This window comes from Chryseobacterium sp. KLBC 52 (assembly GCF_003347605.1).
In the GTDB taxonomy this organism is placed as follows: Bacteria; Bacteroidota; Bacteroidia; order Flavobacteriales; family Weeksellaceae; genus Chryseobacterium.
On the sequence record NZ_QDFZ01000003.1, the window covers coordinates 192,957 to 218,860 of the forward strand.

29 protein-coding genes are annotated in these 25,904 nt (G+C 37.4%); 10 read left to right on the forward strand and 19 right to left on the reverse strand.

What is annotated here, in order from left to right:
- The first annotated feature begins 29 nt into the window (after positions 1-29).
- Positions 30-920, forward strand: coding sequence for a ferric siderophore ABC transporter substrate-binding protein (locus DDF69_RS04175; RefSeq protein WP_114819661.1), 891 nt, complete (start codon positions 30-32; stop codon positions 918-920).
- Positions 921-935: 15 nt separating this feature from the next.
- Here DDF69_RS04175 and DDF69_RS04180 read toward each other — a convergent pair whose 3' ends face one another.
- From DDF69_RS04180 to DDF69_RS04220, 9 genes are all read right to left on the reverse strand, one after another.
- Positions 936-1,328: a hypothetical protein gene (locus DDF69_RS04180; RefSeq protein ID WP_114819662.1), complete on the reverse strand. Its 393-nt coding sequence runs from the start codon at positions 1,326-1,328 to the stop codon at positions 936-938.
- 66 nt (positions 1,329-1,394) lie between these two features.
- Positions 1,395-2,798 carry a nucleoside recognition domain-containing protein gene (locus DDF69_RS04185; protein ID WP_114819663.1) on the reverse strand — a complete coding sequence of 468 codons (1,404 nt, stop codon included), beginning with the start codon at positions 2,796-2,798 and terminating at the stop codon, positions 1,395-1,397.
- Positions 2,799-3,106: 308 nt separating this feature from the next.
- Positions 3,107-3,616: a DUF6973 domain-containing protein gene (locus DDF69_RS04190; RefSeq protein WP_114819664.1), complete on the reverse strand. Its 510-nt coding sequence runs from the start codon at positions 3,614-3,616 to the stop codon at positions 3,107-3,109.
- Positions 3,617-3,670: 54 nt separating this feature from the next.
- On the reverse strand, positions 3,671-4,525 hold the full coding sequence (gene accD / locus DDF69_RS04195; protein ID WP_002982142.1) for an acetyl-CoA carboxylase, carboxyltransferase subunit beta: 855 nt from the start codon (positions 4,523-4,525) through the stop codon (positions 3,671-3,673).
- Positions 4,526-4,613: 88 nt separating this feature from the next.
- Positions 4,614-5,684, reverse strand: coding sequence for a class II fructose-bisphosphate aldolase (gene fbaA, locus DDF69_RS04200; RefSeq protein WP_062672913.1), 1,071 nt, complete (start codon positions 5,682-5,684; stop codon positions 4,614-4,616).
- Positions 5,685-5,754: 70 nt separating this feature from the next.
- On the reverse strand, positions 5,755-6,621 hold the full coding sequence (locus tag DDF69_RS04205) for an NAD kinase (RefSeq protein WP_114819665.1): 867 nt from the start codon (positions 6,619-6,621) through the stop codon (positions 5,755-5,757).
- A gap of 1 nt (position 6,622) precedes the next feature.
- Complete coding sequence (locus DDF69_RS04210; protein WP_047426603.1) at positions 6,623-7,276, reverse strand: CBS domain-containing protein; 654 nt, start codon at positions 7,274-7,276, stop codon at positions 6,623-6,625.
- Between the two features lie 187 nt (positions 7,277-7,463).
- Positions 7,464-7,994, reverse strand: coding sequence for an RNA methyltransferase (locus DDF69_RS04215; RefSeq protein ID WP_114819666.1), 531 nt, complete (start codon positions 7,992-7,994; stop codon positions 7,464-7,466).
- 143 nt (positions 7,995-8,137) lie between these two features.
- Positions 8,138-9,016 (reverse strand): bestrophin family protein, encoded by an 879-nt coding sequence (locus DDF69_RS04220; RefSeq protein WP_114819667.1) that lies wholly within the window; start codon positions 9,014-9,016, stop codon positions 8,138-8,140.
- A 264-nt stretch (positions 9,017-9,280) separates the two neighbouring features.
- Here DDF69_RS04220 and DDF69_RS04225 point away from each other — a divergent pair, with 264 nt between their 5' ends.
- Positions 9,281-10,153, forward strand: a complete 873-nt coding sequence (locus tag DDF69_RS04225) for a cupin-like domain-containing protein (RefSeq protein ID WP_114819668.1) — start codon at positions 9,281-9,283, stop codon at positions 10,151-10,153.
- 192 nt (positions 10,154-10,345) lie between these two features.
- On the opposite strand, the gene DDF69_RS04230 is transcribed toward DDF69_RS04225, so the two are convergent.
- A complete protein-coding gene (locus DDF69_RS04230; RefSeq protein WP_114819669.1) occupies positions 10,346-10,876 on the reverse strand; it encodes a GNAT family N-acetyltransferase in 531 nt (176 codons plus the stop codon).
- 126 nt (positions 10,877-11,002) lie between these two features.
- On the opposite strand from DDF69_RS04230, the gene mutS reads away from it, so the two are divergent.
- Positions 11,003-13,597, forward strand: coding sequence for a DNA mismatch repair protein MutS (mutS, locus tag DDF69_RS04235; protein ID WP_114819670.1), 2,595 nt, complete (start codon positions 11,003-11,005; stop codon positions 13,595-13,597).
- Positions 13,598-13,629: 32 nt separating this feature from the next.
- On the opposite strand, the gene DDF69_RS04240 is transcribed toward mutS, so the two are convergent.
- From DDF69_RS04240 to DDF69_RS04250, 4 genes are all read right to left on the reverse strand, one after another.
- The gene (locus DDF69_RS04240) at positions 13,630-13,785 is read right to left on the reverse strand and encodes a bacteriocin (RefSeq protein WP_114819671.1); all 156 of its coding nucleotides are present in this window, start codon (positions 13,783-13,785) and stop codon (positions 13,630-13,632) included.
- A 28-nt stretch (positions 13,786-13,813) separates the two neighbouring features.
- Complete coding sequence (locus tag DDF69_RS22000; protein ID WP_162800870.1) at positions 13,814-13,981, reverse strand: hypothetical protein; 168 nt, start codon at positions 13,979-13,981, stop codon at positions 13,814-13,816.
- A gap of 156 nt (positions 13,982-14,137) precedes the next feature.
- Positions 14,138-14,296 carry a hypothetical protein gene (locus DDF69_RS04245; RefSeq protein WP_162800871.1) on the reverse strand — a complete coding sequence of 53 codons (159 nt, stop codon included), beginning with the start codon at positions 14,294-14,296 and terminating at the stop codon, positions 14,138-14,140.
- Between the two features lie 119 nt (positions 14,297-14,415).
- Positions 14,416-15,258 (reverse strand): hypothetical protein, encoded by an 843-nt coding sequence (locus tag DDF69_RS04250; protein ID WP_114819673.1) that lies wholly within the window; start codon positions 15,256-15,258, stop codon positions 14,416-14,418.
- 134 nt (positions 15,259-15,392) lie between these two features.
- Between DDF69_RS04250 and DDF69_RS04255 the strand changes: the two genes are divergently transcribed.
- The 3 genes from DDF69_RS04255 (at position 15,393) to DDF69_RS04265 (ending at position 17,025) form a co-directional block, all read left to right on the forward strand.
- On the forward strand, positions 15,393-15,881 hold the full coding sequence (locus DDF69_RS04255) for a TlpA family protein disulfide reductase (RefSeq protein ID WP_114819674.1): 489 nt from the start codon (positions 15,393-15,395) through the stop codon (positions 15,879-15,881).
- 10 nt (positions 15,882-15,891) lie between these two features.
- Positions 15,892-16,548, forward strand: coding sequence for a thioredoxin family protein (locus tag DDF69_RS04260; protein WP_114819675.1), 657 nt, complete (start codon positions 15,892-15,894; stop codon positions 16,546-16,548).
- A gap of 75 nt (positions 16,549-16,623) precedes the next feature.
- Positions 16,624-17,025: a DUF2809 domain-containing protein gene (locus DDF69_RS04265; protein ID WP_114819787.1), complete on the forward strand. Its 402-nt coding sequence runs from the start codon at positions 16,624-16,626 to the stop codon at positions 17,023-17,025.
- 17 nt (positions 17,026-17,042) lie between these two features.
- Here DDF69_RS04265 and DDF69_RS04270 read toward each other — a convergent pair whose 3' ends face one another.
- The 5 genes from DDF69_RS04270 to DDF69_RS04290 are packed head-to-tail and all read right to left on the reverse strand — an operon-like array spanning position 17,043 to position 21,572.
- The gene (locus DDF69_RS04270; RefSeq protein WP_114819676.1) at positions 17,043-17,963 is read right to left on the reverse strand and encodes a YARHG domain-containing protein; all 921 of its coding nucleotides are present in this window, start codon (positions 17,961-17,963) and stop codon (positions 17,043-17,045) included.
- Entirely contained in the window at positions 17,960-18,598 is a 639-nt protein-coding gene (locus DDF69_RS04275; protein WP_114819677.1) for a DUF2306 domain-containing protein, read from the reverse strand. The genes DDF69_RS04270 and DDF69_RS04275 overlap by 4 nt, the downstream gene beginning before the upstream one ends.
- Positions 18,599-18,603: 5 nt before the next feature.
- Positions 18,604-19,017 (reverse strand): hypothetical protein, encoded by a 414-nt coding sequence (locus tag DDF69_RS04280; protein WP_114819678.1) that lies wholly within the window; start codon positions 19,015-19,017, stop codon positions 18,604-18,606.
- Positions 19,018-19,036: 19 nt separating this feature from the next.
- Positions 19,037-20,338, reverse strand: a complete 1,302-nt coding sequence (locus tag DDF69_RS04285; protein WP_114819679.1) for an alpha/beta fold hydrolase — start codon at positions 20,336-20,338, stop codon at positions 19,037-19,039.
- Between the two features lie 31 nt (positions 20,339-20,369).
- Positions 20,370-21,572 carry an NAD(P)/FAD-dependent oxidoreductase gene (locus DDF69_RS04290; RefSeq protein WP_114819680.1) on the reverse strand — a complete coding sequence of 401 codons (1,203 nt, stop codon included), beginning with the start codon at positions 21,570-21,572 and terminating at the stop codon, positions 20,370-20,372.
- A 114-nt stretch (positions 21,573-21,686) separates the two neighbouring features.
- Between DDF69_RS04290 and DDF69_RS04295 the strand changes: the two genes are divergently transcribed.
- From DDF69_RS04295 to DDF69_RS04310, 4 genes are all read left to right on the forward strand, one after another.
- A complete protein-coding gene (locus DDF69_RS04295) occupies positions 21,687-22,181 on the forward strand; it encodes an acyl-CoA thioesterase (protein WP_114819788.1) in 495 nt (164 codons plus the stop codon).
- Positions 22,182-22,276: 95 nt separating this feature from the next.
- Positions 22,277-23,329: a thiamine-phosphate kinase gene (gene thiL, locus DDF69_RS04300; RefSeq protein ID WP_114819789.1), complete on the forward strand. Its 1,053-nt coding sequence runs from the start codon at positions 22,277-22,279 to the stop codon at positions 23,327-23,329.
- 293 nt (positions 23,330-23,622) lie between these two features.
- The gene (locus DDF69_RS04305; RefSeq protein ID WP_114819681.1) at positions 23,623-24,444 is read left to right on the forward strand and encodes a helix-turn-helix domain-containing protein; all 822 of its coding nucleotides are present in this window, start codon (positions 23,623-23,625) and stop codon (positions 24,442-24,444) included.
- Positions 24,445-24,612: 168 nt separating this feature from the next.
- Entirely contained in the window at positions 24,613-25,833 is a 1,221-nt protein-coding gene (locus DDF69_RS04310) for a multidrug effflux MFS transporter (RefSeq protein ID WP_162800872.1), read from the forward strand.
- Positions 25,834-25,904 lie beyond the last annotated feature (71 nt).

Consider the following 25,904-nt stretch of genomic DNA (forward strand, 5'->3'; position numbering starts at 1 on the left):
CGGATTTCCGGAAAGAATTACGTTTTAAGATGAAAAGCTATACAGCAAACAGAAACGAAGAAAACAAAGACAGAGTAAAGAGCGCACTGCTTTCTATTCTCATCTGGGCTGCTATTCTGCTTTTTGTTTTTTTGTATAAATTAAAACCTGAACTGGATAAAGATCCTGAAGTGGTTACTACCATGCTGGTCAACTTTGGAGACAACAGAAACGGAAAAGGGATTGAAGAACCTGCTGAACAGCCGGGAAGCCTTGCCGCTGCAACGGAAGAAGTAACTCCAGAGCCTGCAGAAACTCCTGTTCCGGAAACAAAAACAGTTATAAAACCAGAACCAGCACCAACTCCGGAACCAAAGAAAACTGAGGTTAAGGAGAAAGTAATTACAGGAAATAATTCAAAAGCTACTGTTCCTAAAAAAGAGGAATCTAAAAAAGCTGAAAAAAAAGAAGCCACCAGTACAAGTGCTTCAAAAAATACTAAAAAACCAGGAGCAACTACGGCTAACTCAAAAACAGGAAATGGAGACGGAAAAGGAACTGCAGCTATCGGAAACCTGATCAAAGGAAGAGGAACCAAAGCCGGAAGCCAGGGAACCGGTGAAGGCATTGGAAATGCAGGAGATCCTTTAGGAGGAGATGGAAACGGAGACAGTAAAGTAGGGATCGACAGAAAGCTGGTAGGCTATATTCCCGGAACAATGGGAAGAGGAGGAGCACAGCCTTCTCACAGCTGTACAGCAAGTGGATCGATTACCATCGCGTATACGGTAGATAAAGCAGGAAATGTGGTGTCTGCAAGAAGATCCGGAGGTGTTTCAGATCCTTGTGTAGCATCTACCTCTGTGAGCTGGGTTAAGAAATATGTGAAGGCCGAAAAAGCCAATACTTCTTCCACCGGAACTTATAAAATTACCTTCTAAAAATACAAAAGCACTTTATTCAAGTGCTTTTTTTAATTCATTGATTCTGTTGATGATTGGGAGTGCAAAGATACCGCTGGTTTGAAGATACAGCTCGTAGAATGTCTTTGCTTTATCCTGAAAATCTTTATTCTGATCATGTCTGCTGTTGAAATAGAAAAGATTTCCCAGCATTTCATAATAATCTTTGTGATCTCTTTCCTGTCTTTCATTCACCATCGCGATCATTTCTTCTTTGGTTTTAGAAGCAACCTCTGTGAAGTTCATTTTGAAAATATCTCTCATCAACGTATCAAAATCCAGCTCTTTCTGCATTAGACTTTCTTCAGGTTTGTCCAGAATCAATTTTTCTAATGCCTGGGTCAATTGGCGGATGAGTCTTAGGGTAAATTCTTTATCTGTGATCATAATGGATTTAAAGTTTTAAGTTTAATGTTTAAAGTTAATAGCATCTGCTCAACCCGCAGATTTTCATTAAGCAAAGAATAAGTAAGCTAATGCAATGGCAGTGATAACACCTACCAAATCGGCCAGAAGCATAGCAATTACCGTGTATCTTGTATTCTTAACGGCTACGGCGCCAAAATATACTGCAATCACGTAGAACGTCGTATCTGAGCTTCCCTGAAGTACAGCTGCCAATTTCCCCTGGAAACTATCTGCTCCAAATGTTGTCATCGTATCCACCATCATTCCTCTGGCTCCTGAACCGGATAAAGGTTTAATTAAAGCAGTCGGAAGTCCGTCTACAAATCTTGGATCCATATTGGCCACATTGGCTACCCATTTCATTCCGTCAATGATTACATCAAATACACCGGAAGTTCTTAATAATGAAATCGCAATCAGCATTCCAACCAGATAAGGAATAATCTTGACGCAGGTGGTGAACCCTTCTTTTGCGCCTTCAATAAAGGCATCAAAAACGTTGATCTTTTTATAAACGGCTCCTAATACAATTGCAAGGAAGATAAACAGAATTAAACCATTGCTTAATACTTTACTGAAGTCATCCAGTTCATCCTTACTCAATTGTACAAGATATACTACCAATAAAGCAATAATCGCTGAAATTCCTCCTACATAAGCAATTACTACCGGGCGAAGAAGATTGATTTTCTGATACAAAGAAACAATAATCATCGCAGCCAATGTTGCTGCAAAAGTGGCGATCATACACGGCAGAAAGATGTCTGTGGGAGTTTTAGATCCCATAGATGCTCGGATGGCAATAATTGAGACGGGAATTAAAGTCATACCTCCGGCATGAAGACACAAAAACATGATCTGTGAATTACTGGCAGTATCTTTATTAGGATTTAAAGTCTGCAGACTTTCCATGGCTTTTAAACCAAAAGGAGTCGCAGCATTGTCCAATCCCAAAAGATTCGCGCTGAAGTTCATCAGCATATGCCCGAATGCAGGATGGTTTTTAGGAATTTCCGGAAATAATTTGGAGAAAAATGGCTGAATCAGACGGCTTAGAAGGTTAATTCCTCCTGCTTTTTCAGCAATACTCATGAATCCCATAAACAAGGTCATGATTCCGATAAGACCAAGACAGATCTTCACCGCTGTTTCTGAAGTTCCGATCACTCCATCGGCTTCCTGAACGCGATAAACATTTACATTCTGTTTTAAAGAATCTGTTTTAAAGTGAATTCTGCTGTCTGCAAAATCATTTTTTTTCATCAGGCTGTCTCTGACAACAGGAGAGAGGCTGTTCATAGGTTGAGAAGCAATCTTTACGGTATCACCTCCTTTTCCCACCACCATATCATTGAAAATGGTTTTGTAGTTACCTGACGAAACATATTTTATACTGGCAATGGCAATGGCAATGATAATAAAAGCCGACCAAATTCTGCTGAGAACCATCTGATTGATTTAATTGTTTAAACTTATCAAAAATACTTCAAACCACAAAAATAACTAAAGTCTTTTGTTATTCTGGTGTGAAATAAAACTAATGATGGTTTTTTGGCTTTATACTATTTTAACGCAGTGTTCGCAAAGTTTTTAAATAATATGAAAAATGATTTTTTTCGTTCGCGAAGGCGTTAGCACTAAGCAAAGCAAAGAGAATTTAAGTTAGAGAACATAGCTGAATGAAATGCCCTTGCGGACGAAAATATGCATAAGGTTTTTAAATTTTCCTTGCGATCTTTAGCGTTTAAATAAAATGCTTACTCTTCCAGATAAACAAGATATCCTTCAAAATCATCATCAAGGTTTTTCAGAACTTTCGCATCATCCATTTTTTTGACAAGCGCGTCTACAAAGAAGCTTTTCTCAAAAAACTGGCGGTGAATTCCCGGTAAAATTTCCATGAAATAATCCATTCCGATTTTGTTGTTATGGAGATCCATTTTGGTTTCCAAAGGCTCATTAGGGAAGAGTTCTTCATGCATATCTGTGATTCTTTTGCAGAAATCCAGTGCTTTTTTAGGGGAAGAAATCTTGCAGCAGTACATCATGATGAAGCAGCACCACAGAGCATGTCTGAAAGCATTTCCAATTCCGTTATTGGAGGCGGTTGCAGGGAATTTTTTCTGTGCAATGGTAAATGCCTTTACCGTGGCATGAAAACTGAGTAAAGCGAAAAGAGGATGGGGAAGGACAAGTGATAAAAGACGGATAATCTTTTTAAAACTCATGCTTCGGATGGTATTGAAAAATATCTTAAAAGTCCTCATAAATAAAAATCTCTCCCTAATTAGAGAGAGATTGTATTGTTTTTGTTACAGATACTATGCTTTTACAGCTAATAAATTAACTGTTTTGGCAACAGTGTCCTGAATTTCAGTTCTTTTTACGATGAAATCTACAAATCCTTTTTCCTGTAAGAATTCTGACGTCTGGAATCCTTCCGGTAAATCTCTACCGATTGTTTCACGGATTACTCTTGGTCCTGCGAAACCGATCAGTGCTCCCGGTTCTGCCATAATGATATCGGCAGTCATTGCAAAAGAAGCAGTAATTCCTCCGAATGTAGGGTCACAAAGATAAGCGATGTATAAAAGTCCGGCTTCAGAAAGCTGAGCTAATTTAGCCTGAACTTTTGCCAGCTGCATCAGAGAGTAAGTCGCTTCCTGCATTCTTGCTCCTCCGGACTGACAGATAATCATATACGGAAGTTTGTGAGCGATACAGTAGTCTACTGCTCTTCTGATTTTTTCTCCCATTACAGAACCCAAAGATCCACCGATGAAAGCAAAATCCATACAAGAAACTACCATTTCAGTTCCTTTTACAGTTCCTACAGCGTTTCTGATAGAATCTGTAAGCTTTGTTTTAGCTTTTACTTCTTTCAAACGGTCTTTGTAAGGCTTTGTATCTTTGAAGTTTAAGATATCAATACTTTCAACATTGGCATCCAGTTCGGTAAATTTACCACCGTCAAAAAGGATGTCAAAAAATTCCGCACTTCCTATTCTCACATGAAATCCATCTTCAGGAGAAACATAGTTATTTCTCTTTAGTTCATCATGTTCCACTACTTTTCCGGATGGAGTCTGATGCCATAGGCCTTTGGGAACGTCCTTTTTCTCATCAGTAGAAGTGGTAATGTTTTTTGCTTTTCTTTTAAACCAGTCGAATGCCATTTTTGCTTGTATTAATGTATAAATGTAAAATGTACCAATGTAAATGCATTCCTGGGAATACTTTTACACCGGTACAAATGTACAGTTCTTATTTTAAAGTATCTACGTTATTTAAATCTTCAAATGCTTTCACCAATCTTGCAGAGAATGTGTCCTCACCTTTTCTTACCCAAACTCTTGGGTCGTAGAATTTTTTGTTAGGTTTTTCTTCTCCTTCAGGGTTTCCGATTTGAGCTCTTAAATAGTCAATATTGTTGATCATATAATCTCTGATGCCTTCTGTGTATGCAAACTGAAGGTCAGTATCGATGTTCATTTTGATTACTCCATAGTCGATTGCCTCTCTGATCTCTTCTAAAGTAGATCCTGAACCTCCGTGGAATACGAAGTTGATAGGTTTAGCAGCCGTTCCGAATTTTTCCTGAACATATTTCTGAGAATTGTCAAGGATTTTCGGCGTAAGAACTACGTTTCCTGGTTTGTAAACTCCGTGTACGTTACCGAAAGCAGCAGCGATTGTGAAGTTATCAGAAATAGCTTTTAATTTTTCATAAGTATAAGCTACATCTTCAGGCTGAGTATATAATTTTGAGTTATCAACATCTGAGTTGTCAACACCATCTTCTTCACCTCCTGTTACCCCGATTTCTACTTCAAGAGTCATCTGAAGCTTAGCCATTCTTTCGAAATATTTAGCAGAAATTTCAAGATTTTCTTCTAAAGATTCTTCAGAAAGGTCTAACATGTGAGAAGAGTAAAGAGATTTTCCTGTCTGCTTGAAGAATTCTTCGTTAGCATCCATTAATCCGTCGATCCAAGGAAGTAATTTCTTTGCACAGTGGTCTGTGTGTAGAATTACTGTTGCTCCGTAAGCTTCTGCAAGAGTATGAATATGTTTTGCTCCAGCAATTGCTCCTAAGATTGCAGACTTTTGTCCGTCATTGCTTAATCCTTTCCCTGCATTGAAAGCGGCTCCTCCATTTGAAAACTGAATAATTACAGGAGCGTTTAATTTTGCTGCAGTTTCCATCGTAGCATTTACGTTGCTTGATCCAATTACGTTTACTGCAGGTAATGCAAATTTGTTTTCTTTAGCATACTGAAAGATATCAGTAACTAACTGACCTGTGGCAACTCCTGCCGGAAAAATTCTGCTCATGTTTTACTTTTTATTATAAATTTATTAGGTGTTTTAATTTCGTGTAAAGGTAATCATTTTTAAGAAATTACTAGTTTCTTTTATCTCTGCCCCAAAGGAGCTTCTGACGGATGGTTTCATAAAAACTCAAACTATTGGGCTGTACCAGAAGAAGCTGGAATTTTGCCTTTTTGATAATGATTTCCTTATCGGTTTCTATGTGTATCAGTCGGGAGTCTAAGGAAAGAGAGTATTGAGGTACACGGCTTTCCACCCGCAGTTTTATTTCTACTTTATCATTCACAACCAACGGCCTCACATTCAGATTGTGAGGAGCGATAGGAGTAATGACAAAATTTTCGTTATTGGGAGAAATGATAGGGCCTCCGCAGCTCAGAGAGTAGGCGGTAGAACCGGTGGGTGTTGAGATGATTACACCGTCACCCCAGAATACATTCAGAAACTCATCATTGATATAAGAATCTACGGTAATCATCGATGTTGTTTCTTTTCGGGAAACGGTAACATCGTTTAATGCATAAGGGAAAGCGCCTTCCAGCTTGGGAGAAACGACCTCAATTACGGAACGGCGGCTTGTTTTTACATCTCCCTTTAAGATGGAATCCAGTTCTTTAAAGGCTTCTTCTTTTGTGAAAAAAGCTAAAAACCCAAGTCTTCCTGTATTCACTCCTACCACCGGAATTTCAAGGTCTTCAATAAATGTCAGAGAGTTTACAATAGTTCCGTCTCCACCGAAAGTGAAGAAAAGATCCACTTCTTTATCCAGAAGATCCTGTTTGGAGTTGAAAGTTTCGAATATTTTTGAAAACTGAAGTGCTTCAGCCATTTCATCATACAGAACAGATTTTACACCTCTTGCTTCAAGTTCGGAGATAAACTTGCTTAAATATAAAAAAGTATCAAGATCTTTTTTCTGAGAATATATGGCTGCCTTCATGTTATATTTCTATGAATTTTTGTAAAAAACCATAACGGTCTTTAAACAGATCGGATTTCTCATCAGAATAGTATTTCTCAACAATTCTGTAGTCGTACCGGTCAAATGTAGCATCTATCGAGGCCAGGTTTTCGTTACTGATCTTTATGGTGACCTGCACTACCTCTTCAGACATAAAGCTGATAAACCCTCCGTAAAACTTCGAATTGTTGCTTTCTACAATATTGGTAATTTCCGTCATTGAATATTTTCTGGCCGGAGTTTCTACGGTAAGAATAGCTCCTGTTTCTGAAAATAAAGGATAACGGGAAAGGTCCTGAAAAACATCTTCACAAGTAATATACCCCAGATATTTTTCATTTTTATTAATCACCGGAATCACATTAGAGCTGAAAGTATAAAAAAGACGGATGCTGTCCATAACGTTGTTGTCCTCCAGAATGGCAAACCGCTCAATCTGGTGTTCCAGGTCCTTCAGTGTTCCTCCATCTTCTTCATACAGAAAGTCCATGGCAATAGCTCCATAGAAGTGATGGGATTTTTTGATGAAAACATGGGAATATCCGAAATCCTCCAATATGTTTCTGGCCGACTCTATGGAGTCAGACAGGCTAAAACATGGAAAGTCTTTTGAGATATAGTCCTTGATAAACATTGTGCTAATTTATAAAAAATTAAACGAAACTTTTTCTGAAAACCCTACTTTTTTTAAGATGAAACAAAAAAAATGCCGTCAAAATTTGTTTGTAAAAAAAAATAAAGTACCTTTGTCGCCTTTCATTTTTACTTTTTATTAGATTTATTTCAAACTGCACTGTCTACTAAGGACATATGCAGTTTTTTTATTTTAATGCTTTTGCAAATTCCCACATCACAATTCCGGCGCACACACTTACATTAAGAGAATGCTTTGTTCCAAGTTGTGGAATTTCTAAAAATACATCAATATTCGGGAGAACCTCATCGCTGATTCCTTCCACTTCGTTTCCTAAAATTAAGGCATATTTTTTTGATCTGTCGATGGTGAAATCCGTAATAAGCTGACTGTCGGTAGTCTGCTCAATCCCTATGATTTCGTATCCTTTGCTTTTCAAATCAGCAATGGCATTATTGGTTTCTGCTTCATGAGACCAGTCTACACTTTCCGTGGCTCCCAATGCCGCTTTATGAATCTCACGGTGAGGTGGCTGCGGTGTAATTCCGCAAAGGATTATTTTTTCAATTAAAAAGGCATCTGCAGTTCTGAAAGCTGCACCTACATTGTGCATACTTCTGATATTATCTAAAATGATGACCAACGGAATTTTTTCAACCTTCTTAAATGTTTCTACATCTATTCTGTTGAGTTCTTCCAGTTTTAGTTTCTGTACCAATTGTATATTATTTGTGAGATTATTTTTTTCTTTTTACTGCCCTTTGCCTTTGCTAAGTATAAGACATTTTCCATTATCTTAATTCAAAAGTAGCAAATAGTTTTTTGGGGTCAAAATATAGACAAAAACATTTAGACAAGGTTTTATTTTCTGTTCATAATCTGGTGCACGTTCTTCTCAATATTCTGAGCTAAAGTCTCCATGGGAATATCATTTTCATCGTTATTGAACGGATCCTCAATTTCTTCTGCAATAAGTTCAAGGCTCATCAATACATAATAGACAAAGACAGTAAGAGGAATCATGAAAAGACCTATCGTAATCACGTAGGCAATAGGAAGCGCAAAAACATACAGAATAATAAATTTCTTGATGAAAGAAGAGTAGGAGTAAGGAATCGGAGTGTTTTTGATTCTTTCACAACCTCCGCATACATCCAGAAATCCTGAAAGCTGGGTGTCTAAGTACAGCATTTCAACTTCTGAAATTTTTCCTTCTTTTTTTAACTGGTTCAATTTATGGCTTAACAGAATCACTATTTCGCTAGGTCCATGATTTTTTAAAGAACTTTCAATTTCAGAATAATCTTCATCCAAAGCCAGCCTTGTAGATTCCTTGGAAAGATGTTTGGCTAAAAAGTGAGGAAAGTATTTTAAATATCTTGCTATCTGTTCAGCATCCTGGCGGTTGTCTCCAAGAATCGTATTGATTTTTATGGCAAAGTTTCTGGTATCATTCACCAGTTTCCCCCAAAGTTTTCGCCCTTCCCACCATCTGTCATAGGCCGTATTCGTTCTGAAAACAAGCAAAAGAGAAAGCACAAAACCCAGCAGAGAATGAATCATACCTACATTACTCACACCTGATTTTGTGGTAAGGTGCAGATACTCAACTTCCAGATACTGAATTCCCCAGGAATATAATCCTACAAGAATCATACTCGGAAAAAGAATTTTTAAAGTATCACTTTTGTGTAAGCTGAAAAGGATTCTAATGAAATGTTTGGTATTGTATACTCTCATAAATTCACTTATTACCACAAATATAAATTTTTCATCCGAGCTCTGCTAATAAAGGAAGGAAGTCTGAAGCTGGAAGAAGGAGGTTATTGAAGCTGAAGAAGAGCCCTAAGTTTTCCATAAAAATCTTATTATAGAATGATGTAGAGACGTTTGCAGACAAAACTTAACTTCCGGCATCCCTCTTCCGGCTTCCATCCCTTTTCACCTTAATTTTCTCAGGTTTCAAAAAAACACTATTTTTAGTTCGCATTAAATACAAAATACATGATCCTCGAAAACGTAGATATTGTAAATGATATCAGTAAAGAAGATTTTCAGAAAAATTATTTTAAAAAGCAGAAACCTCTTTTGATAAAGAATTTTGCCAGCCGATGGGACGCTTTTGATAAATGGAATCTTGCCTATATCAAAGAAAAAGCAGGAGATCAGGAAGTTCCGTTGTATGATAACAAACCGGCCGATGCTGCAAAAAGTTCTGATGCTCCGGTCACCCGGATGAAAATGAAGGACTATATTGACACCATCAAAAGCAAACCTTCAGATCTGCGAATCTTTTTTTATATCATTACAGACAGGCTTCCCGAGCTGCTGAAAAATTTCACCTATCCGGATCTCGGAATAAAGTTCTTTAAAAGACTGCCGACTTTATTTTTCGGTGGAAGTGAGGCGCATGTTTTAATGCATTATGATGTCGATCTGGGTGATTTTATGCATATCCATTTCGAAGGAAAGAAAAGGATTTTATTGTTTGATCAGAAGCAGTCTCCGTTTTTATATAAAGTACCTTTGTCTGTTCACACGGTTTATGAAGTAGATTATGAAAATCCGGATTATGAAAAGTTTCCGGCACTGCAATACGCCAGGGGATATGAAATTTTCATGGAACATGGTGATGCTCTGTTTATTCCGGGAGCTTTCTGGCACTTCAACAGATATCTGGAACCCGGTTTTTCTCTTTCACTAAGAGCCCTTCCCAATAAACCCAATATCTTTGCCAGTATGTTATATCATGTCTTTATTATGAGGTACACGGACAAACTGATGCGAAAACTTTTCAAAGCCAAATGGGTGAATTATAAGCAGAAATGGGCTTACAGGAGAAGCACCGAGGCTTTGGAAAAACACCTTTCTGAATGATAAGAATTAGAGTTTAGATCATTTTAACGCATTGAACGCAAGTTTAAAGCTTATCTGTATTATAAAGGTTCGCAAAGACGTTTCACTCAGCGAGGAAAATACTTCAATTGCTAAATGAAATGCCTTTGCGAACGAAAATAAAAAGAATCAATATCAATTTTCTTTGCTTCTTAGCGTTAGATTTAGATCAATTTATTTATTAATAAGTCCGAAAATCGCTGCATCAACGAATTTTCCTTTTTCAAAAAAATAATCTTTCAACGTTCCTTCTTTGCTGAAATTTAAAGAAGTCAAGAGTCTTTCGGAAGAAATATTGGATGGATCTATGAACGCATCTACACGGTGAAGCCTCATGGTTTCAAATCCATAGGTCAGAATCGGAAGAATAGCTTCTTTCATATAGGATTGCTGCCAGAATTTGGGATTGAGTTCATAGCCAACCTCTGCCCTGAAATGCTCCCTGTACCAGTTGTGATAGCCGCAGGTGCCAATAACTTTTCCGGTTGATTTCAGTTCCAGAGCCCATCTGAAACCTTTGCCTTTTTCAAATTCACTATTGAAGTGCTGGATAATACGACGGGAATCTTCTTCGGTTTTGAAGGTATCCAGGTCATAATATTCCATCACTTCATCCAGAGAAAAGTATTCGAAAAGGTCCTGGGTATCATTAAAAGTAAGCTGGCGCAAAATAAGCCTTTCAGTCTCTAAGACAGGAAATTCCATAAATAATGTGATTTGATGGTTGAAAAGTACGATTAATTAGTGACAAAGAAAAGCCGGGAAGATTAACCCCTAAACAATTCTCTTACCCTGAATTTATTTTTTTAAATTTGGGGCTCATTTTTTACTATGGCAAAAGCAGCGAAGAAAGAAACCCCGTTAATGACGCAGTACAATACCATCAAGGCGAAATACCCTGATGCGCTATTATTATTCAGGGTTGGGGATTTTTATGAAACTTTTGGGCAGGATGCTGTCAGAACTTCTCAGATTCTGGGTATTGTGCTTACCAAAAGAGCCAATGGTGAGGGGCATATAGAACTTGCAGGATTTCCACATCATTCTGTAGATTCTTATCTCCCAAAACTGGTAAGAGCCGGAATGAGGGTTGCGATCTGTGATCAGCTGGAAGATCCGAAAATGGTGAAGGGAATTGTTAAACGTGGTGTCACTGAATTGGTTACACCTGGAGTTACCTTCAATGATCAGGTTCTGAATTCCAAAAAGAATAACTTCCTTCTTTCATTGCATAAAGAAAAAGAGAAGTATGGAATTGCCTTAGTGGACATCTCCACGGGAGAGTTTCTGGTAAGTGAAGGAAACCTGGAAAAGCTTTTGCATATCATCAATACCTTTGATCCGAGTGAGATTATTTTCCAGAGAAGCACCCAGATTCCGGAGCAGATCAAAAATAAAAATGCCTTTAAGCTTGAAGACTGGGCTTTCCAATATAATTTTGCCTACGAAAAACTCACAAATCATTTCAAAACCAATTCATTAAAGGGATTTGGAATAGAAAATTTACCGTTGGCGATTACAGCGGCAGGAGCTATTTTTGCTTATCTGGTAGAAGATACGCATCATAATCTGCTTGCCCATATTACGAAACTGCAGATTATTCCGCAGGAAGACTATCTGATGATGGATAATTTTACCCTGAGAAACCTGGAAATTGTTTATCCAAGCAATCCACAGGGGAAATCACTGTTGGATATCATTGATAAAACGTCTACTCCGATGGGAGGAAGGCTTTTGAGAAGGAGAATTATTCTTCCTTTAAAATCGGTGGATGAGATCATGAGAAGACTTTCTCTGATTGATTTCTTAAACGAAAATGATGCGCTGAAATATGAAATCTGCCAGCTTCTGAAATCCATTTCTGATCTTGACCGACTGATGGGGAAACTGGCTGCAGAGAAAATCTCACCTAAAGAACTGGGATATTTGCGTCAGAGTTTAATTAATATTCATAAAATCAAAGCTTTATTGCATCCACATGCAGATGTGCTGGCGTGGTTAGAGCCTTTATTTGATCTGGAAGAACTGATTAAATTTTTGCAAAATCATCTTAATGAAGAACTTCCGGTAAGTCTTGCGAAAGGGAATATCATTAAAGAAGGAGTTTCTGAAGAACTGGACAGACTGAGAAATCTTCAAAGCAAAGGACGTGGATTCTTAGATGAAATGTGCCAGAGGGAGATTGAAAGAACAGGAATTACCAGCCTTAAAATTGATTTTAACAATGTTTTCGGATATTATATTGAAGTCCGAAATACGCATAAAGATAAAGTTCCGGATGACTGGGTAAGAAAGCAAACCTTAGTAAACGCAGAAAGATACATTACCGAAGAGCTGAAGGAATACGAAAACCAAATTCTTGGTGCCGAAGAAAAAATAGGCGTTCTGGAAACGTCACTGTACAGAAATGTATGTGCAGAAACAATGGTTTATATTGATCAGATTCAAGGGAATTCCAATATCATTGCCCAACTTGATGTGGCTGCGGGATTGTCCGAACTGGCTGTTTCTGAGAGTTATACAAAGCCTGTTTTGAATGACGGCTATGCGATTGATTTAAAAGAAGCCAGACATCCGATCATTGAAAATGCTCTTCCACTGGGAGAAAAATATATCCCGAATGATATCTTCCTGGATAAAGATTCTCAGCAGATTATCATGGTAACAGGACCCAACATGGCCGGTAAATCGGCAATTCTGCGTCAGACAGCTATTGTATGTCTTTTGGCTCAGATCGGAAGTTTTGTACCAGCGAAACATGCTGAAATCGGATTGCTGGATAAGATTTTTACAAGGGTAGGAGCTACCGATAATATTTCTGCAGGCGAATCTACTTTCATGGTGGAAATGAATGAAGCGGCGAATATCCTGAACAATATTTCAGAAAGAAGTCTGATTCTGTTAGATGAAATCGGACGTGGAACTTCCACTTATGACGGGGTTTCTATTGCATGGGCTATTGCAGAATATCTTCATCAGCACCCAACGCAGGCAAAGACCTTATTTGCAACGCATTATCATGAGCTGAATGAAATGACTGTCAATTTCGAAAGGGTGAAAAATTTCCACGTTTCTATCCAGGAAAACAAAGGGAATATTATTTTCCTGAGAAAACTCGTTCCGGGTGGTAGTGAGCATAGTTTCGGTATTCATGTGGCAAAACTGGCCGGAATGCCTGCCAAAGTGGTCAACAGAGCGAATGAGATTCTTAAAACCCTTGAAGCAAGCAGAACGCAGGGAAATGGAAGTACTTCTGAAAGTATCAAAAGAGTGACAGAAGAAAATATGCAGCTTTCTTTCTTCCAGCTTGACGATCCTGTTCTGGAGAATATCCGCGAAGAACTGACGAAAATAGATATCAATACCTTGACCCCTATTGAAGCTTTAATGAAGCTGAATGCGATAAAAAAAATGATTGGAGGCTAATCCAATCATTTTTTTGTTATTATAAAGGAAGACTAGCAGCAATAGCCGTCCTTACCTCTTGGGCCTATGATGAGGAAATGGCTTACTCCTCTCAGTTTGCATAAACCCTCTGCGCAAGCTGCTCCACCATTAATTTCTTTTAATTCATTTTTGGTGAGTTTTCTTTTCAAGATGACTGAATTTTTCATATTCCGTTATTTGGAAATTACAACTCAGTTAGCAGCAGAATCCATCCTGCATTCCAGGAACACCGTATCGTTCTTCTCCGGTTTGAGGATCTGTACAGCTTATCACTCTTGGGCAGACAGGTCTGTTGGCACCACCGCTGATCTCTTTCAGTTCAGTTTTGTTCAATTTTCTTTTTTGATTTTTTAAATTTTTCATAATAATTTTAATTTGGTAAAAGCTAATTTACAAGTTATTTTAATAGCTACAAAATATTGTGATTCAAATTGTTAACTTTTTGCAAAAGATTTCTCCTTCACAAAAAAAAGATTGAGGTGAGACCTCAATCTTTAGTATCTAACAAAGCTTTTGCTATTAACAGCAGTATCCGTTTCTTCCTACAGGTCCGATTACATATTCACCGTCCCCTCTGTCGCAAAGTCCTTCGGGGCATACAACAGGTCCGTTGCCTCCGTTAATTTCTTTCAGTTCGCTTTTTGTTAATTTTCTTTTCTGAGCGTTTGATTTTTTCATGGTATTTTTAGTTTTGATTCCTTCAAATATATAAAAACAATTCATATAATTCTATTACTTGTGAAAAATTAACACATTGGCTTATGAAAAGAAAAGGAACGCTTTAAGCGCTCCCTATATTATAAATGATTGTATTCGTAAGTATTTAACTCACTATTCGTTATCCCTGTTCCGGTCTTGTTATAATACGTTTTAACATTCTTCGTAGGATATCCGCTGTTGTTATATTCGTAAGTGGATTTAAAAATCCCCCATTCACCACTTCCGGCTCCATTGTTATAATTAAGAACATTGTTATAACTTACGATATTGTGTGTTGAGCCATTTTCATCTTCACTATCAATAATTTTTAAAAACCCTGTGATATTTTTAAACGGAAGATTTTTAGTATCATATACAATAGGCTGTAAAGCACCTGTTGCACTGTGAAACCCTCCTGTATTATTGGGTACTGATGCGGTTTCTGTCCAGCTGCTAAGCGAACCATCGGCATTTAATGTAGTATTTTTAGTACCTGTTCTTACAGGAGATCCTGTAAAGCTTGCTGTATAGGTGATTTTTACAGCATTGCTTGCGGTATATGCATAATTGGTTTCTACCGTAGAAACAGTTCCGCTCAAAAGGTAAGTCTCGCTATATATTTTTTTACTCAATCTGCTGCTTCCGTCATAAGAATATGTTGTTTTGTAACTTGTGCTTGAACCCGTCGTTACCTGTTGGGAAATCAGATCTCCTGAATAGCTGAAAAGGGTAACTTCACCAGTGCTGGTGTTTTTGATCTGGGAGATTTTTGAGCCATTGTAAGTATAGGTTGAGGTTTCTCCGTCAGCAACCATTTTTGTTACTAAAACCGGACTGTCTTCATTATTATTTCCGTTGTTGTTGGATGAGGCGGTGTCATCATTACTGCTTGAGCAGGATGCCAAAAAGAAAACTGGCAGTAGTAAATAAGCTTTTTTCATGGTTTTGATTTAAGCCATAAAAATATTAAAAAAATGAATCAGCTGCCAAAAAAATGTTTATTTGTAAAAGATTTAGAGAATTGGTGAATTTTATTTTTGTATATTGTTAAATTATAGTTGTTTATGTTTTAATAATGAAAAATATAATAAAAATATTAATTCTGTTTTTCTTTTGCACAGTTCTCAAAGCCCAGCAGACGGAAGTTTCTGTCCTAAAGTATGAAGATCTGGAGAAGAGAATTCAGCGGGAAGAAGACAAACTGCTTGTTGTGAACTTCTGGTCTACAACCTGTGGTCCATGTGTGAAAGAGCTTCCTCATTTTATGGATGTTAATGCAAAATATGCAGATAATGAGAAGTTTAAAATGATCCTGGTTTCATTAGACAGGTTGGCTGATAAAGAAAGAGTTTTGAAATTCATTAAAAATAAAAATCTTACCGCTGAAGTACTTATGCTGGATGATATCAAAAGAATGAATACCTGGATTCCAAGATTTGAAAAAGACTGGGATGGAAATATTCCAGTAACGTTGTTCTATAAAAACGGATCAAAAATCCACTTTAATGATGGTGAAATGAGCAAAGAAGACCTGGAAAAAACAATTAAAGAAAACCTGCAATAAATAATTAATTATGAAAAACCTGAAAATTGTAATGACCGCATTTATCGTTGGGCTGGGATTACTAAGCTTTACAGCGAAAGATCATGATAAAAATATAAGTAAGAAAGAAAGCGTTTCATCTGTAAAAGGCTATGAAGTAGGGGATGAAGCTACCGATTTTAAGCTTAAAAATATTGATGGGAAAATGGTTTCCCTGAGTGATTTTAAAAGCGCAAAGGGATTCATTGTCGTATTTACCTGCAACCATTGTCCTTATGCAAAGAAATATGAAGACAGAATCATTGAGCTGGATAAAAAATATAAAGCTCAGGGATATCCGGTCATTGCCATTAATCCCAACGATCCTAATGTACAGCCGGAAGACGGTTATCAGCAGATGATTGAAAGAGCAAAGCAGAAAGGATTCACTTTCCCTTATCTGGTAGACGAAGGGCAGAAAATTTATCCTCAGTACGGAGCAACAAAAACACCACATATTTTTGTTCTGAAAAAAGAAAACGGAAAGAACATTGTAAAATACATAGGTGCAATCGACAATAATTATGATAACCCGAATGATGTATCGGAATATTATGTTCAGGATGCGGTAAATGCTCTGATCAAAGGAGAACCGGTAAAAATGACCAAAACGGTAGCCATCGGATGTACAATCAAAGTAAAGAAATAATATATTTGTCTTTATAAAATGATAAGATCGGTATTCTTAGAATGCCGATTTTTTATGCCTAAACTCAAATTTGAAATGAAATTCCAATTCAGCCTGAAGTATTTGCTTCTCACCGTAATTATTTTTCTTGCAGAAGTATTGATTGCCACAAAATTCAGTGATATTTTCTTTGTGAGAGCTTATTTAGGAGATGTTATTGTGGTCATGCTTCTTTATACTTTCGTCAAAAGTTTTGTAAAAGTAAATGATCAGAAGCTGATTCTGGGAATTCTTATTTTTTCATTGATGGTAGAATTTGCCCAGTATTTCAATATCGCGGAAAAACTAGGCTTCCGTCCTGGAAGCCTGATGTATATTGTTATTGGAAATTCTTTCTCGTGGATAGATAATCTTTGCTATGCTGTAGGCTGCCTTATTCTCTATCTTATCGTAAAGGTGACAAACAATGATCGCTTAACCTCAACTCCTAATCCCTAATCCCTGCAATCTGACACCTATCTTCCAAAACTGTCATATTTATCTTCAGCATATTTGGTAAAACGGTTCAGTAACGCCACATTTTCTTTTTCCATAGGTGATAATTCATTGTCTACGTTGCTGGATACAGGAATATACCAGTCTGTTTGCTCAAAGAAATTTCTGTAGGTTTCTTTTTTAAAGGAATAACCATGTCTTGCAAATACAGAGTTTTTGATGATCTCAAGATCCAGTTTTCTTAAGTTTTTGAGATCTTTTTCTGTCAGTTTTTGCTTCGATGCATTCAGTTTGAAAATCGCTTCTGAAGCGATGCGATTTTTAGAGGTTTTATAGCTTTCTGTTTTTCCGGTTTCTTCATCGGTATATTTTTCAGTAAACTCTTTAGGGTTTGACCAGTCTACCAGATCAGAATCCTTATCCAGCATAAAATTCGGGTTATAAACAAACTCTTTTTTGGTAAGTTTAAGCGTTTTCGAAGGTGCTTTAACACTTGTTTTATCAAAAGCATTCCACTTTCCGGTTAAGCTGTCGCCTTTTAATTTTACTTCAAATCTTCCGTCTGTTTTGTCATTGCCCGGTTCATCAAGCACAAAAGACGTTGTAGCCTCATTGAAAATACCTCTGAACGGGCGCTGATTCCCATTCACGATACTTTGTCCGTACACGCTGTCTTTGGTAATTCTGTTGATCTTTAAAGAAATTCTTTTGTAGTTATCAACATCATATTCTGAGCCGTCTGTTGGGTCAACTACCTTTTCCATTCCTGCAAATTCACCGGTATAAATTCCGTAATATTCTTTGTGAACTTCAGGGATTACCACAGAGTCCTTTTTTGCAGTCAGAGAATCTTTTCCCGATTCAGTAGTCTTTCCCTCTTTTTTGCAGCTTAACAGAGAAACTGTAAGCAGGGAAATGAGTGTGTAATTTAGAATTTTCATATAAGTTTTTTTGTGATTAAATATTCAATAATAAGGAGGTTGGGAATCCAGCCCAGCCATGCAATGATCTGATAGACATCCATAGGATTGGGATGAAATAAATATACAATAATTACCTTCCACATTCTCAGGGTAATAGCAGATAAAGTAAATGCAAAACTCCGCCACATCCACTGCTTATGTTCTTTAAACCTTTTCTGTCTGGCCAGCTGATAGGCTTTCAACGTTGAAAACCACCATAAAAAGCCTAAAATAACAAAAGAAATCTTTGAAAAAAGACCTCCATTGGCAAAAATACCCATATAAATACCCGAAGGCGCGGCAAAAATTAGAATGAGAAAAATATACACTTTTCCCATATTTCTGTGGAAATTTTTGAATCCAAAATTCTTTCTGAGCAAAGCAAGAAAACCCGAAAGAAGCACAAAAATGCTTGTATAAACATGGGTATAGAAAAACGGAAGATATTCCTGTCTTTCTGTTACTTCCGTCTGTTTGATCATCAGAAAACTGACTTCAGGATTAAAAGGAATATATTCTAAAGTGATTTTCAGCATGAGCCAAAAGAAATACCCGAACCCTAAAACTAAAAGGATTTTAAAAAAAGAAGAAATATTTCTTTTGGCCGACAGCATTCTGATTATTCAAAATTAATAATGAAAGGAAGATTAAACCAAATCATTACGGTATTCCCCTTATATTCTCCGGGTTTCCATTGGGTTTTCATAGATTTCATCACTCTTTCTACTTCATGATTAAGGGATTCATTGTCTCCGGTCACGATAATCGTGTCAATATAACCTTTAGCATTGACAGAAAATTTTGCTTGTGAACGTGTTCTTCCTTTGGCACCTTTTATTCGGTTTGTATTTACTTTTTGAGATACCTCCCGCATAAATGCTGAAAGCCCACCGGGATATTCCGCCTGCTTACTTTGTTCAGGAATAAACTTATCTCTGGAATGATCTTCTGTGGGAGATGTTTTGGTTTCCTGCGTTTGCGAGAAGGCAAGCCCAAATCCCAGGCATAAAATGAATGCTACTATTTTTTTCATGATTTATGTTGTATTCTGGTTATTTATTTTCAAAGAAATCAATCACTAGCTCATTAAATAATTCCGGTTTTTCTTCAGGAACATAATGATTGGCATTAGGGATAATAGCTAATTGTCCTTTTGGAATAGATTCTGCGATTTTTACCGTATGTTCTGTTTTTATAAGATCATTATCACCAGCAATAATCAGTGATGGGCACTGAATTTTATTCAGGTCTTCATACTTCCATTGAGGATACTTCAGATCCAGATTCAAAAGATCAATAAAGATATCATTTTTGTGGTCTTTATTCTCTTTAGTAAGGCTTACAAGCATTTCTTTCCAGGATTTTAAATCATGATCTTTCACTCCTTCCGGAAAAATATTGGCTCCTGAACAGGCAATTTTGTCTACCATTTCAGGGTATTTCATGGCCATAGACAGTGCGAGAATTCCTCCGTCACTCCAGCCAATAATTTTTGTTTTTTTGATGTTAAGCTTCTCTAAAAACTGCTTAATATCCTCTGTCTGAATATCAAAAGTAAGCTCTTTCGTTTTGTCATAAGTAGATCTCCCACGTTCACGGCAATCGACAATAATCACTTTATATTTTTCAGCAAAGGTGTCTTTTTGATTCATAAAGGCACTGATGGACTGGCCATTGCCATGAAGCATAAGAACCGGCTCACCTTCTCCGTAGGTTTCATAATATAATTTGATGCCGTTAACATCCATAAATTTTCCTTCGGGCATTGTTCCTATAATGCCACGACCTTTGATCAACAAAGACTTGCTGCCACTGAATGGCTGGTAATCCGAAGTTTCAATGGTAAAATGTTTTACGTGCTTTATGCTCTGAGAATGGATTCCTTCAAACCAACCCTTTGAAGAGGCAATTTCTTTTTCAAACCCTGAGTTTTCCAGTGGAACTTCAGTCCACTTTTTTGACTTCCCATCATTGACTTCCAACTTAAAATCGTCAAAATAAAAATCCCCGTTGTTTTGTGCAAAAGCTCCAATATTCATGGTCTTTGCAGATGGATTGATGGTTCCTTTTATTTCGTAGGTTTTCCACTCATGGGTTACCTGGATTCCATAATATTGATTTTCAAAGAAACTGGTAGACTCATCTTTATTATTTATTCTGCACCATAACCCACAATTGGAACCATTATCCTCATTATCTTTTCTGATTTTTGCCGTTATACGGAAGTTCCAATTCTGTTTATGCTCTATATAGACAGCTTGCGTGAATGATGTCCAGTCAGAGACAATTGTTTTTTCCTGGCTGTATCCAAAAAAGAACCAGAGTAAAAGAAAGAAACCGAAATTTTTTTTCATGGATTTAGTTTTTATTAAAAGTAATCATTTTTTATAAGCTGTTGAGATCCTGTGCAATCAGCCATCCTTCACTCCAGCATGCCTGGAAATTGAATCCTCCGGTCACGGCGTCAATATTCAGGACTTCTCCGGCAATATAGAAATTAGGGAGTAACTTGGAAGACATGTTTTTAAAGTTAATTTCCTTTAAATCAACACCTCCGGCCGTTACAAACTCGTCTTTGAAAGTAGATTTTCCTGTTACCTGAAACTTTTTCCGGCAAAGATTTTCCAATATTTTCTGGATCTCTTTTCCGGAAATATTGGCCACCTGTTTATGAAGATCAACCTTTGAATTCTCCAAAATTTTCTGCCAGAATCTGTTGGTAATATCGAAGATCTTTGATTGTCCGATGGTCTTTTTAGGGTTGCTTTGCTTGAAATTCTGGAACATTTCTTCCGCTTCATCTATTTCTATAGAAACGAAATTCACTTCAATTTCAAAGTTATATTTAACTTTTGCCAGGCTTATTGCTTCCCATGCAGAAATTTTCAGAACAGCAGGCCCGGAAAGTCCCCAGTGCGTAATAAGCAATGGCCCGCTTTCTTCTGTTTTCAGTTTTGGAATTGAAATTTCGGCGTTTTCAAAGCTTGTTCCCGGAAGGTCTTTCAGCAATTCATCTTTAATATTGAAGGTGAAAAGGGAAGGAACAAGATCCACAATCTTATGACCCAGATTTTCTACAATTTTCAATGATTTTGGAGAACTTCCGGTCGTATAAACGATATAATCGGCTTCAAAATCTCCGGAATTGGTTTTTACAATATATTTTTCGTCCTGTTTTTCAATCTCTTTAACCGTACATTTTGTCTGCACTTTGACGTTTTTCTTTTGAGTTTCATTCAGAAAAGTATTGATGATGGTCTGGGAAGAATTGCTTTCAGGAAAAGTTCTGTTATCATTCTCAATTTTCAAAGGAACGTTTCGTTGATCGAACCATTCCATCGTATCACCAGGCTGAAATTTAGTAAAAACACTTAGTAATTCCTTGTTTCCACGGGGATAAAACTGAACCAGTTCTCTGGGGTCAAAGCATGCGTGAGTGACATTGCAGCGTCCGCCTCCGGAAATTTTAACCTTCTGAAGGACATCTGAGTTCTGTTCTAAAATCGTAATTGTATATTTCTTTTCGTCAAGATTAGATGCGCAGAAAAAGCCTGCAGCACCACCTCCGATAATAATGATCTGTTTCATGTATGGGTAATCCTATGCGGAAGATTATTTTTTCAAAAGTACAATTTTTATAAACCATCTTATTTGAGTATTTTTGAAGATTATAATTTTAATTATATCAAAAACGATTTTCATATGATTTTCTACCATAAATTTGAAGTAAGATGGAGCGATCTTGATGCCAATAAGCACCTGGCCAATTCATCGTATGTACAGTATTGTGCACAGGCCAGAATGGCTTTTATGACTAAAGAGAAAATGGGGGTTACCCAGCTGAGCAGATGGGGAATCGGCCCGGTGATCCTGCATGAAAGATATTCTTTCTTCAAAGAAATCTATGCAGATCAGATTGTCATCGTAAGTGTAGAAATAGACGGATGTGCAGAAGATTCTTCCATCTACCGTTTCGTACACAAGTTCTATACTCCGGACGGAATGCACTGTGCTACGGCAGAAGCTACAGGTGTATGGATTGATATGATGCTTAGAAAAATGACCACACCACCGGATGACGTAGTGGAAGCAATGAATAAGTATAAAACCGCGGACACTGTTGTATTATCGAAAGAAGACTTCAAAAAGTTTCCTTTCCACCCACACAATATTGACCCGGCAGAGATTAATATATAAATGATGAATGATAGTTGAGCAATGATACACGATGAAAATCTGTATTCTTGATCATCAACTATCATTTATCAATGATCATTGATAAAAAGAAATTTATGTTTGAAGATAAATCACAGGAGCTGACGCCCATTTCGAAATTAGGAGAATTCGGTCTTATTAAACATTTGACAGAGCATTTTCCACTATCCAATGAATCTTCTGAGCTTGGAGTAGGAGATGATGCGGCAGTGATTAATCCTGACAACAAAAAAGTAGTTCTTACAACAGATGTATTGGCGGAAGGTGTACACTTTAATTTAGGGTATGTTCCTTTAAAACATTTAGGCTATAAAGCGGTGGTGGTAAACCTGAGCGATATTGCGGCCATGAATGCTACGCCTACACAGATATTGGTTTCCCTTGCGGTGTCTAACCGTTTTCCTGTGGAAGCTTTAGAAGAAATCTATTCCGGAATTCAGGCAGCATGCGGAAGATACAAGGTTGACCTTATCGGAGGAGATACAACAAGTTCCAATTCCGGATTGGTGATGAGCATTACCGCTGTAGGAATTGAAAATGAAGAAAACATCGTAAAAAGAAGCGGAGCAAAACCAAATGATCTTCTTGTTGTAACAGGAGATTTAGGTGGAGCCTATATGGGATTACAGATTCTGGAAAGAGAACATGCCGTTTATCTTGCTAACCCAAATATGCAGCCGGAAATGGAAGGCTATGACTATATCCTTGAAAGGCAGCTGAAGCCTGAAGCAAGAACAGATGTTAAAAAGATCCTGGAAGAACTGGATATTAAGCCAACTTCTATGATTGATATTTCAGACGGTCTGGCTTCCGAAATCCTTCACCTTTCAGATCAATCCAACGTAGGATTCAGATTGTATGAGGAAAAAGTGCCTTTGGATAATCTTACCATCTCTACAGCAGATGAAATGAACTTAAACCCGGTGATGACAGCATTAAGCGGTGGTGAAGATTATGAATTGTTATTCACGATCTCATCGGGAGACTTTGATAAAATTAAAAATCACCCTGACTTTACCATTATCGGGCATGCCGTGGAGAAAGAAGAAGGAAACTTTATGGTAGCAAGAGGATCTAACCAGCTGGTAGCCCTTACCGCTCAGGGATGGGATGCTTTTTTAAGCCAATAAAATGTATACTTTTACAGTACTACCATGTTTAGTAATTATAACGTTTGTAATAGTTACTTTATATAAACACTACATAAAAAAACGAAATCAGAACTTGAAAGAGTCTTTCGTTTTTGTCTTATTTTTTGTGAGCATCTGGAGCTTAATTTATTATTTTGTTTTCAGCTGAACGAAAGGTAGGCTGGAAAAGCATATCAATAAAATTGAAAAATTATATTTAATTTTAAATATTGTAAGAAAACCGTAGTATTTTTTGCTGCGGTTTTCGCTTTCTCTGATCAAATACGTTAGCAATGAATTCATCTGAAAAAGAAATTCCCGTTCACCATCTGACCTCTGAAGAATTTCAGATGAGTACGCTGAGCGCGGCAGGTCCTGAGAATTTTCATGATGTTCACCGGCATAATTTTTTTGAAATTATCTGGTTCAGGGAGGTGTACGAAAACAGCCGTTTAGAACTGGACTTTGAAAGCTATCAGCTTCAGAACAATCAGATCTGCATTATTGCACCCGGGCAGGCATTCAATATGAAACTGGAAGGAGAGGAAGGATATGCCATGGCGATAAGCAGAGAAATTTTCAACGAAGTATGTGATATAGAATCAGTACTTAACGGAGGTGAACTTCCCTTTTTTTTAAATCCAAACAATGAAAAAACCTGCAGTACACTTATATCCCTTATGGAGCAGGAGTATACAACAACATCAAGAACAGCGCTTTTAAAGGCTTATCTGAAAGCATTCTGTATCATCATCGGAGAACAGATCATTCCTCAGGAGCCCTTATTGAATGACCGTCAGCGTATTCAGGAACTGGTGGGACTTATTGAGCAGCATTATATTGTGCATAAAGAGACCGATTTCTATGCAGACCAACTCAAAATAAGCAGCCACCATCTTAATGATATCGTACGTTTTTTGAGAGGGACCACTGTAAAAAAGATGATTTCCCAGCGTCTGATTCTTGAAGCTAAAAGAGAGCTTAGTTTCGGAGCGCTTACGGTGAAGGAAATTGCTTTTAAACTCGGTTTTAACGATGCTTCATATTTTTCAAGGTTTTTCAAGAAACATACGGGGCTAAATCCCGACAATTTTAAGAATAATGAAAAAGGGTAATCTTCAATATATACTCTAATATTAGGCTTAAATTGATGTTTTTTATTTGTTTTTATATTTTTATCTTCATTTTGTCCTATATTTCCTTCAGTTCTTTTATTGAAAAACAATACTTTTTACAGCAATTTTGCAGCTGAAAAAATCGCCTGCGAAGGCTTATCGTTATTTATGAAGAAGAATTTAAGTATTGTAGTGTTTATTCTGGCGCTGCTCAACACGCTGGAGTCGTTAAGTATAGATCTTTATCTTCCTGCTTTCCCAAGTATGGCGAAGATTTTTAATACTGATATCGGGCATATTCAGGTATCCATTTCTGTGTTTTTTGCCGGATTTGCTTTCGGACAGCTCCTATGGGGCCCTTTATCAGACAAAAAAGGAAGGAAACCCATGTTGTACTGCGGACTTTTGCTTTTTATTATCGGAGCTACAGCCATCTATTTTACCTCGGATATTTATGTATTATGGGCGATGCGTTTTCTGCAGGCATTCGGGGGAAGTGCCGGAATTGTTATCGGAAGGGCAATTATTATTGATCTCTATGATAAACATAAAGCCGTTACCATATTTTCACAGCAGTCGCAGATCAGTGGGATTGCACCCATTGTAGCCCCGTTACTGGGCAGTGTATTCCTTAAATTCTGGGGATGGAACAGTTCTTTTGCCTTTTTATGCATCATGGGCCTTATTACATTCTTCATGGTCTACAAATATGTGCCGGAAACCAATACCAGAATTACCCTTTCAGATGATGAAAAACTCGATGAAAAAGGATTAAAAGAACAGCTGAAAATGATCATCACCAACAGAGATTTTATCAACAGCACCATGGTGGGAAGTATCGCGTTTGCTTCTTTGATTATTTACATCTCCAATGCACCATTTTTATTCATGGAGATCCATGGGTTTTCGAGCAGTACCTTTAGTTTTATTTTTGCTTTCAACTCATTGGCATTAATAACCGCTGCTTATATTACGCCTAGGCTGATCAAAAGAATAAGCAATTCCACTCTTTTATTTGCTGCTACTATTGTGTTGTTGGTGGTATGTACACTTCATATTCTGATTGCAGCAGAAAACCTTTCTGTAGCCCTGGAAATTGCAATGTTGTACCTGTCATTGCTGGCTATTGGTATTTTGTTTCCCATCACGTCTGCCCATGCCTTATCGCCATTTAAAGAAGGAAGGGGAACGGCAGCAGCGTTACTAGGTTTTATGCAGCTGATGGTTACCTTTTTAATGTCAGCATTGCTGGGCTTTTTAGAAGCAGATTCCATCATTCCAATGGTGGTAACGCGTTCTGCCATGGCATTGATTGCGGTGTGGTTCGGGTATCGTATTTTTAAGACTCAAAAAGTGACTGCGGCATTGGTTGCCCAACCTGGAAATTAATCCTCGTATTTGATCCTGTTGTCATACAATCCGGGCACTTAATCAAGTAATTTTTGTGAAAAATAGTCAAA

Bases quoted from the DNA above. Each gene is read 5' to 3' on its own strand.
- DDF69_RS04305 (WP_114819681.1), top strand. From the start codon at position 23,623: ATGAATTCATCTGAAAAAGAAATTCCCGTTCACCATCTGACCTCTGAA.
- DDF69_RS04295 (WP_114819788.1), top strand. From the start codon at position 21,687: ATGATTTTCTACCATAAATTTGAAGTAAGATGGAGCGATCTTGATGCC.
- DDF69_RS04275 (WP_114819677.1), bottom strand. From the start codon at position 18,598: ATGCTGTCGGCCAAAAGAAATATTTCTTCTTTTTTTAAAATCCTTTTA.
- DDF69_RS04245 (WP_162800871.1), bottom strand. From the start codon at position 14,296: ATGAAAAAATCAAACGCTCAGAAAAGAAAATTAACAAAAAGCGAACTG.
- DDF69_RS04260 (WP_114819675.1), top strand. From the start codon at position 15,892: ATGAAAAACCTGAAAATTGTAATGACCGCATTTATCGTTGGGCTGGGA.
- DDF69_RS04270 (WP_114819676.1), bottom strand. From the start codon at position 17,963: ATGAAAATTCTAAATTACACACTCATTTCCCTGCTTACAGTTTCTCTG.
- DDF69_RS04190 (WP_114819664.1), bottom strand. From the start codon at position 3,616: ATGAGGACTTTTAAGATATTTTTCAATACCATCCGAAGCATGAGTTTT.
- DDF69_RS04205 (WP_114819665.1), bottom strand. From the start codon at position 6,621: ATGAAGGCAGCCATATATTCTCAGAAAAAAGATCTTGATACTTTTTTA.
- fbaA (WP_062672913.1), bottom strand. From the start codon at position 5,684: ATGAGCAGAATTTTTCCGGCAGGAGTTGCCACAGGTCAGTTAGTTACT.
- DDF69_RS04250 (WP_114819673.1), bottom strand. From the start codon at position 15,258: ATGAAAAAAGCTTATTTACTACTGCCAGTTTTCTTTTTGGCATCCTGC.
- DDF69_RS04265 (WP_114819787.1), top strand. From the start codon at position 16,624: ATGAAATTCCAATTCAGCCTGAAGTATTTGCTTCTCACCGTAATTATT.
- DDF69_RS04175 (WP_114819661.1), top strand. From the start codon at position 30: ATGAAAAGCTATACAGCAAACAGAAACGAAGAAAACAAAGACAGAGTA.
- DDF69_RS22000 (WP_162800870.1), bottom strand. From the start codon at position 13,981: ATGAAAAATTTAAAAAATCAAAAAAGAAAATTGAACAAAACTGAACTG.
- DDF69_RS04220 (WP_114819667.1), bottom strand. From the start codon at position 9,016: ATGAGAGTATACAATACCAAACATTTCATTAGAATCCTTTTCAGCTTA.
- DDF69_RS04185 (WP_114819663.1), bottom strand. From the start codon at position 2,798: ATGGTTCTCAGCAGAATTTGGTCGGCTTTTATTATCATTGCCATTGCC.
- DDF69_RS04310 (WP_162800872.1), top strand. From the start codon at position 24,613: ATGAAGAAGAATTTAAGTATTGTAGTGTTTATTCTGGCGCTGCTCAAC.
- DDF69_RS04230 (WP_114819669.1), bottom strand. From the start codon at position 10,876: ATGGAATTTCCTGTCTTAGAGACTGAAAGGCTTATTTTGCGCCAGCTT.
- mutS (WP_114819670.1), top strand. From the start codon at position 11,003: ATGGCAAAAGCAGCGAAGAAAGAAACCCCGTTAATGACGCAGTACAAT.
- DDF69_RS04240 (WP_114819671.1), bottom strand. From the start codon at position 13,785: ATGAAAAATTCAGTCATCTTGAAAAGAAAACTCACCAAAAATGAATTA.
- DDF69_RS04280 (WP_114819678.1), bottom strand. From the start codon at position 19,017: ATGAAAAAAATAGTAGCATTCATTTTATGCCTGGGATTTGGGCTTGCC.
- accD (WP_002982142.1), bottom strand. From the start codon at position 4,525: ATGGCATTCGACTGGTTTAAAAGAAAAGCAAAAAACATTACCACTTCT.
- DDF69_RS04225 (WP_114819668.1), top strand. From the start codon at position 9,281: ATGATCCTCGAAAACGTAGATATTGTAAATGATATCAGTAAAGAAGAT.
- DDF69_RS04210 (WP_047426603.1), bottom strand. From the start codon at position 7,276: ATGTTTATCAAGGACTATATCTCAAAAGACTTTCCATGTTTTAGCCTG.
- DDF69_RS04255 (WP_114819674.1), top strand. From the start codon at position 15,393: ATGAAAAATATAATAAAAATATTAATTCTGTTTTTCTTTTGCACAGTT.
- DDF69_RS04285 (WP_114819679.1), bottom strand. From the start codon at position 20,338: ATGAAAAAAAATTTCGGTTTCTTTCTTTTACTCTGGTTCTTTTTTGGA.
- thiL (WP_114819789.1), top strand. From the start codon at position 22,277: ATGTTTGAAGATAAATCACAGGAGCTGACGCCCATTTCGAAATTAGGA.
- DDF69_RS04180 (WP_114819662.1), bottom strand. From the start codon at position 1,328: ATGATCACAGATAAAGAATTTACCCTAAGACTCATCCGCCAATTGACC.
- DDF69_RS04290 (WP_114819680.1), bottom strand. From the start codon at position 21,572: ATGAAACAGATCATTATTATCGGAGGTGGTGCTGCAGGCTTTTTCTGC.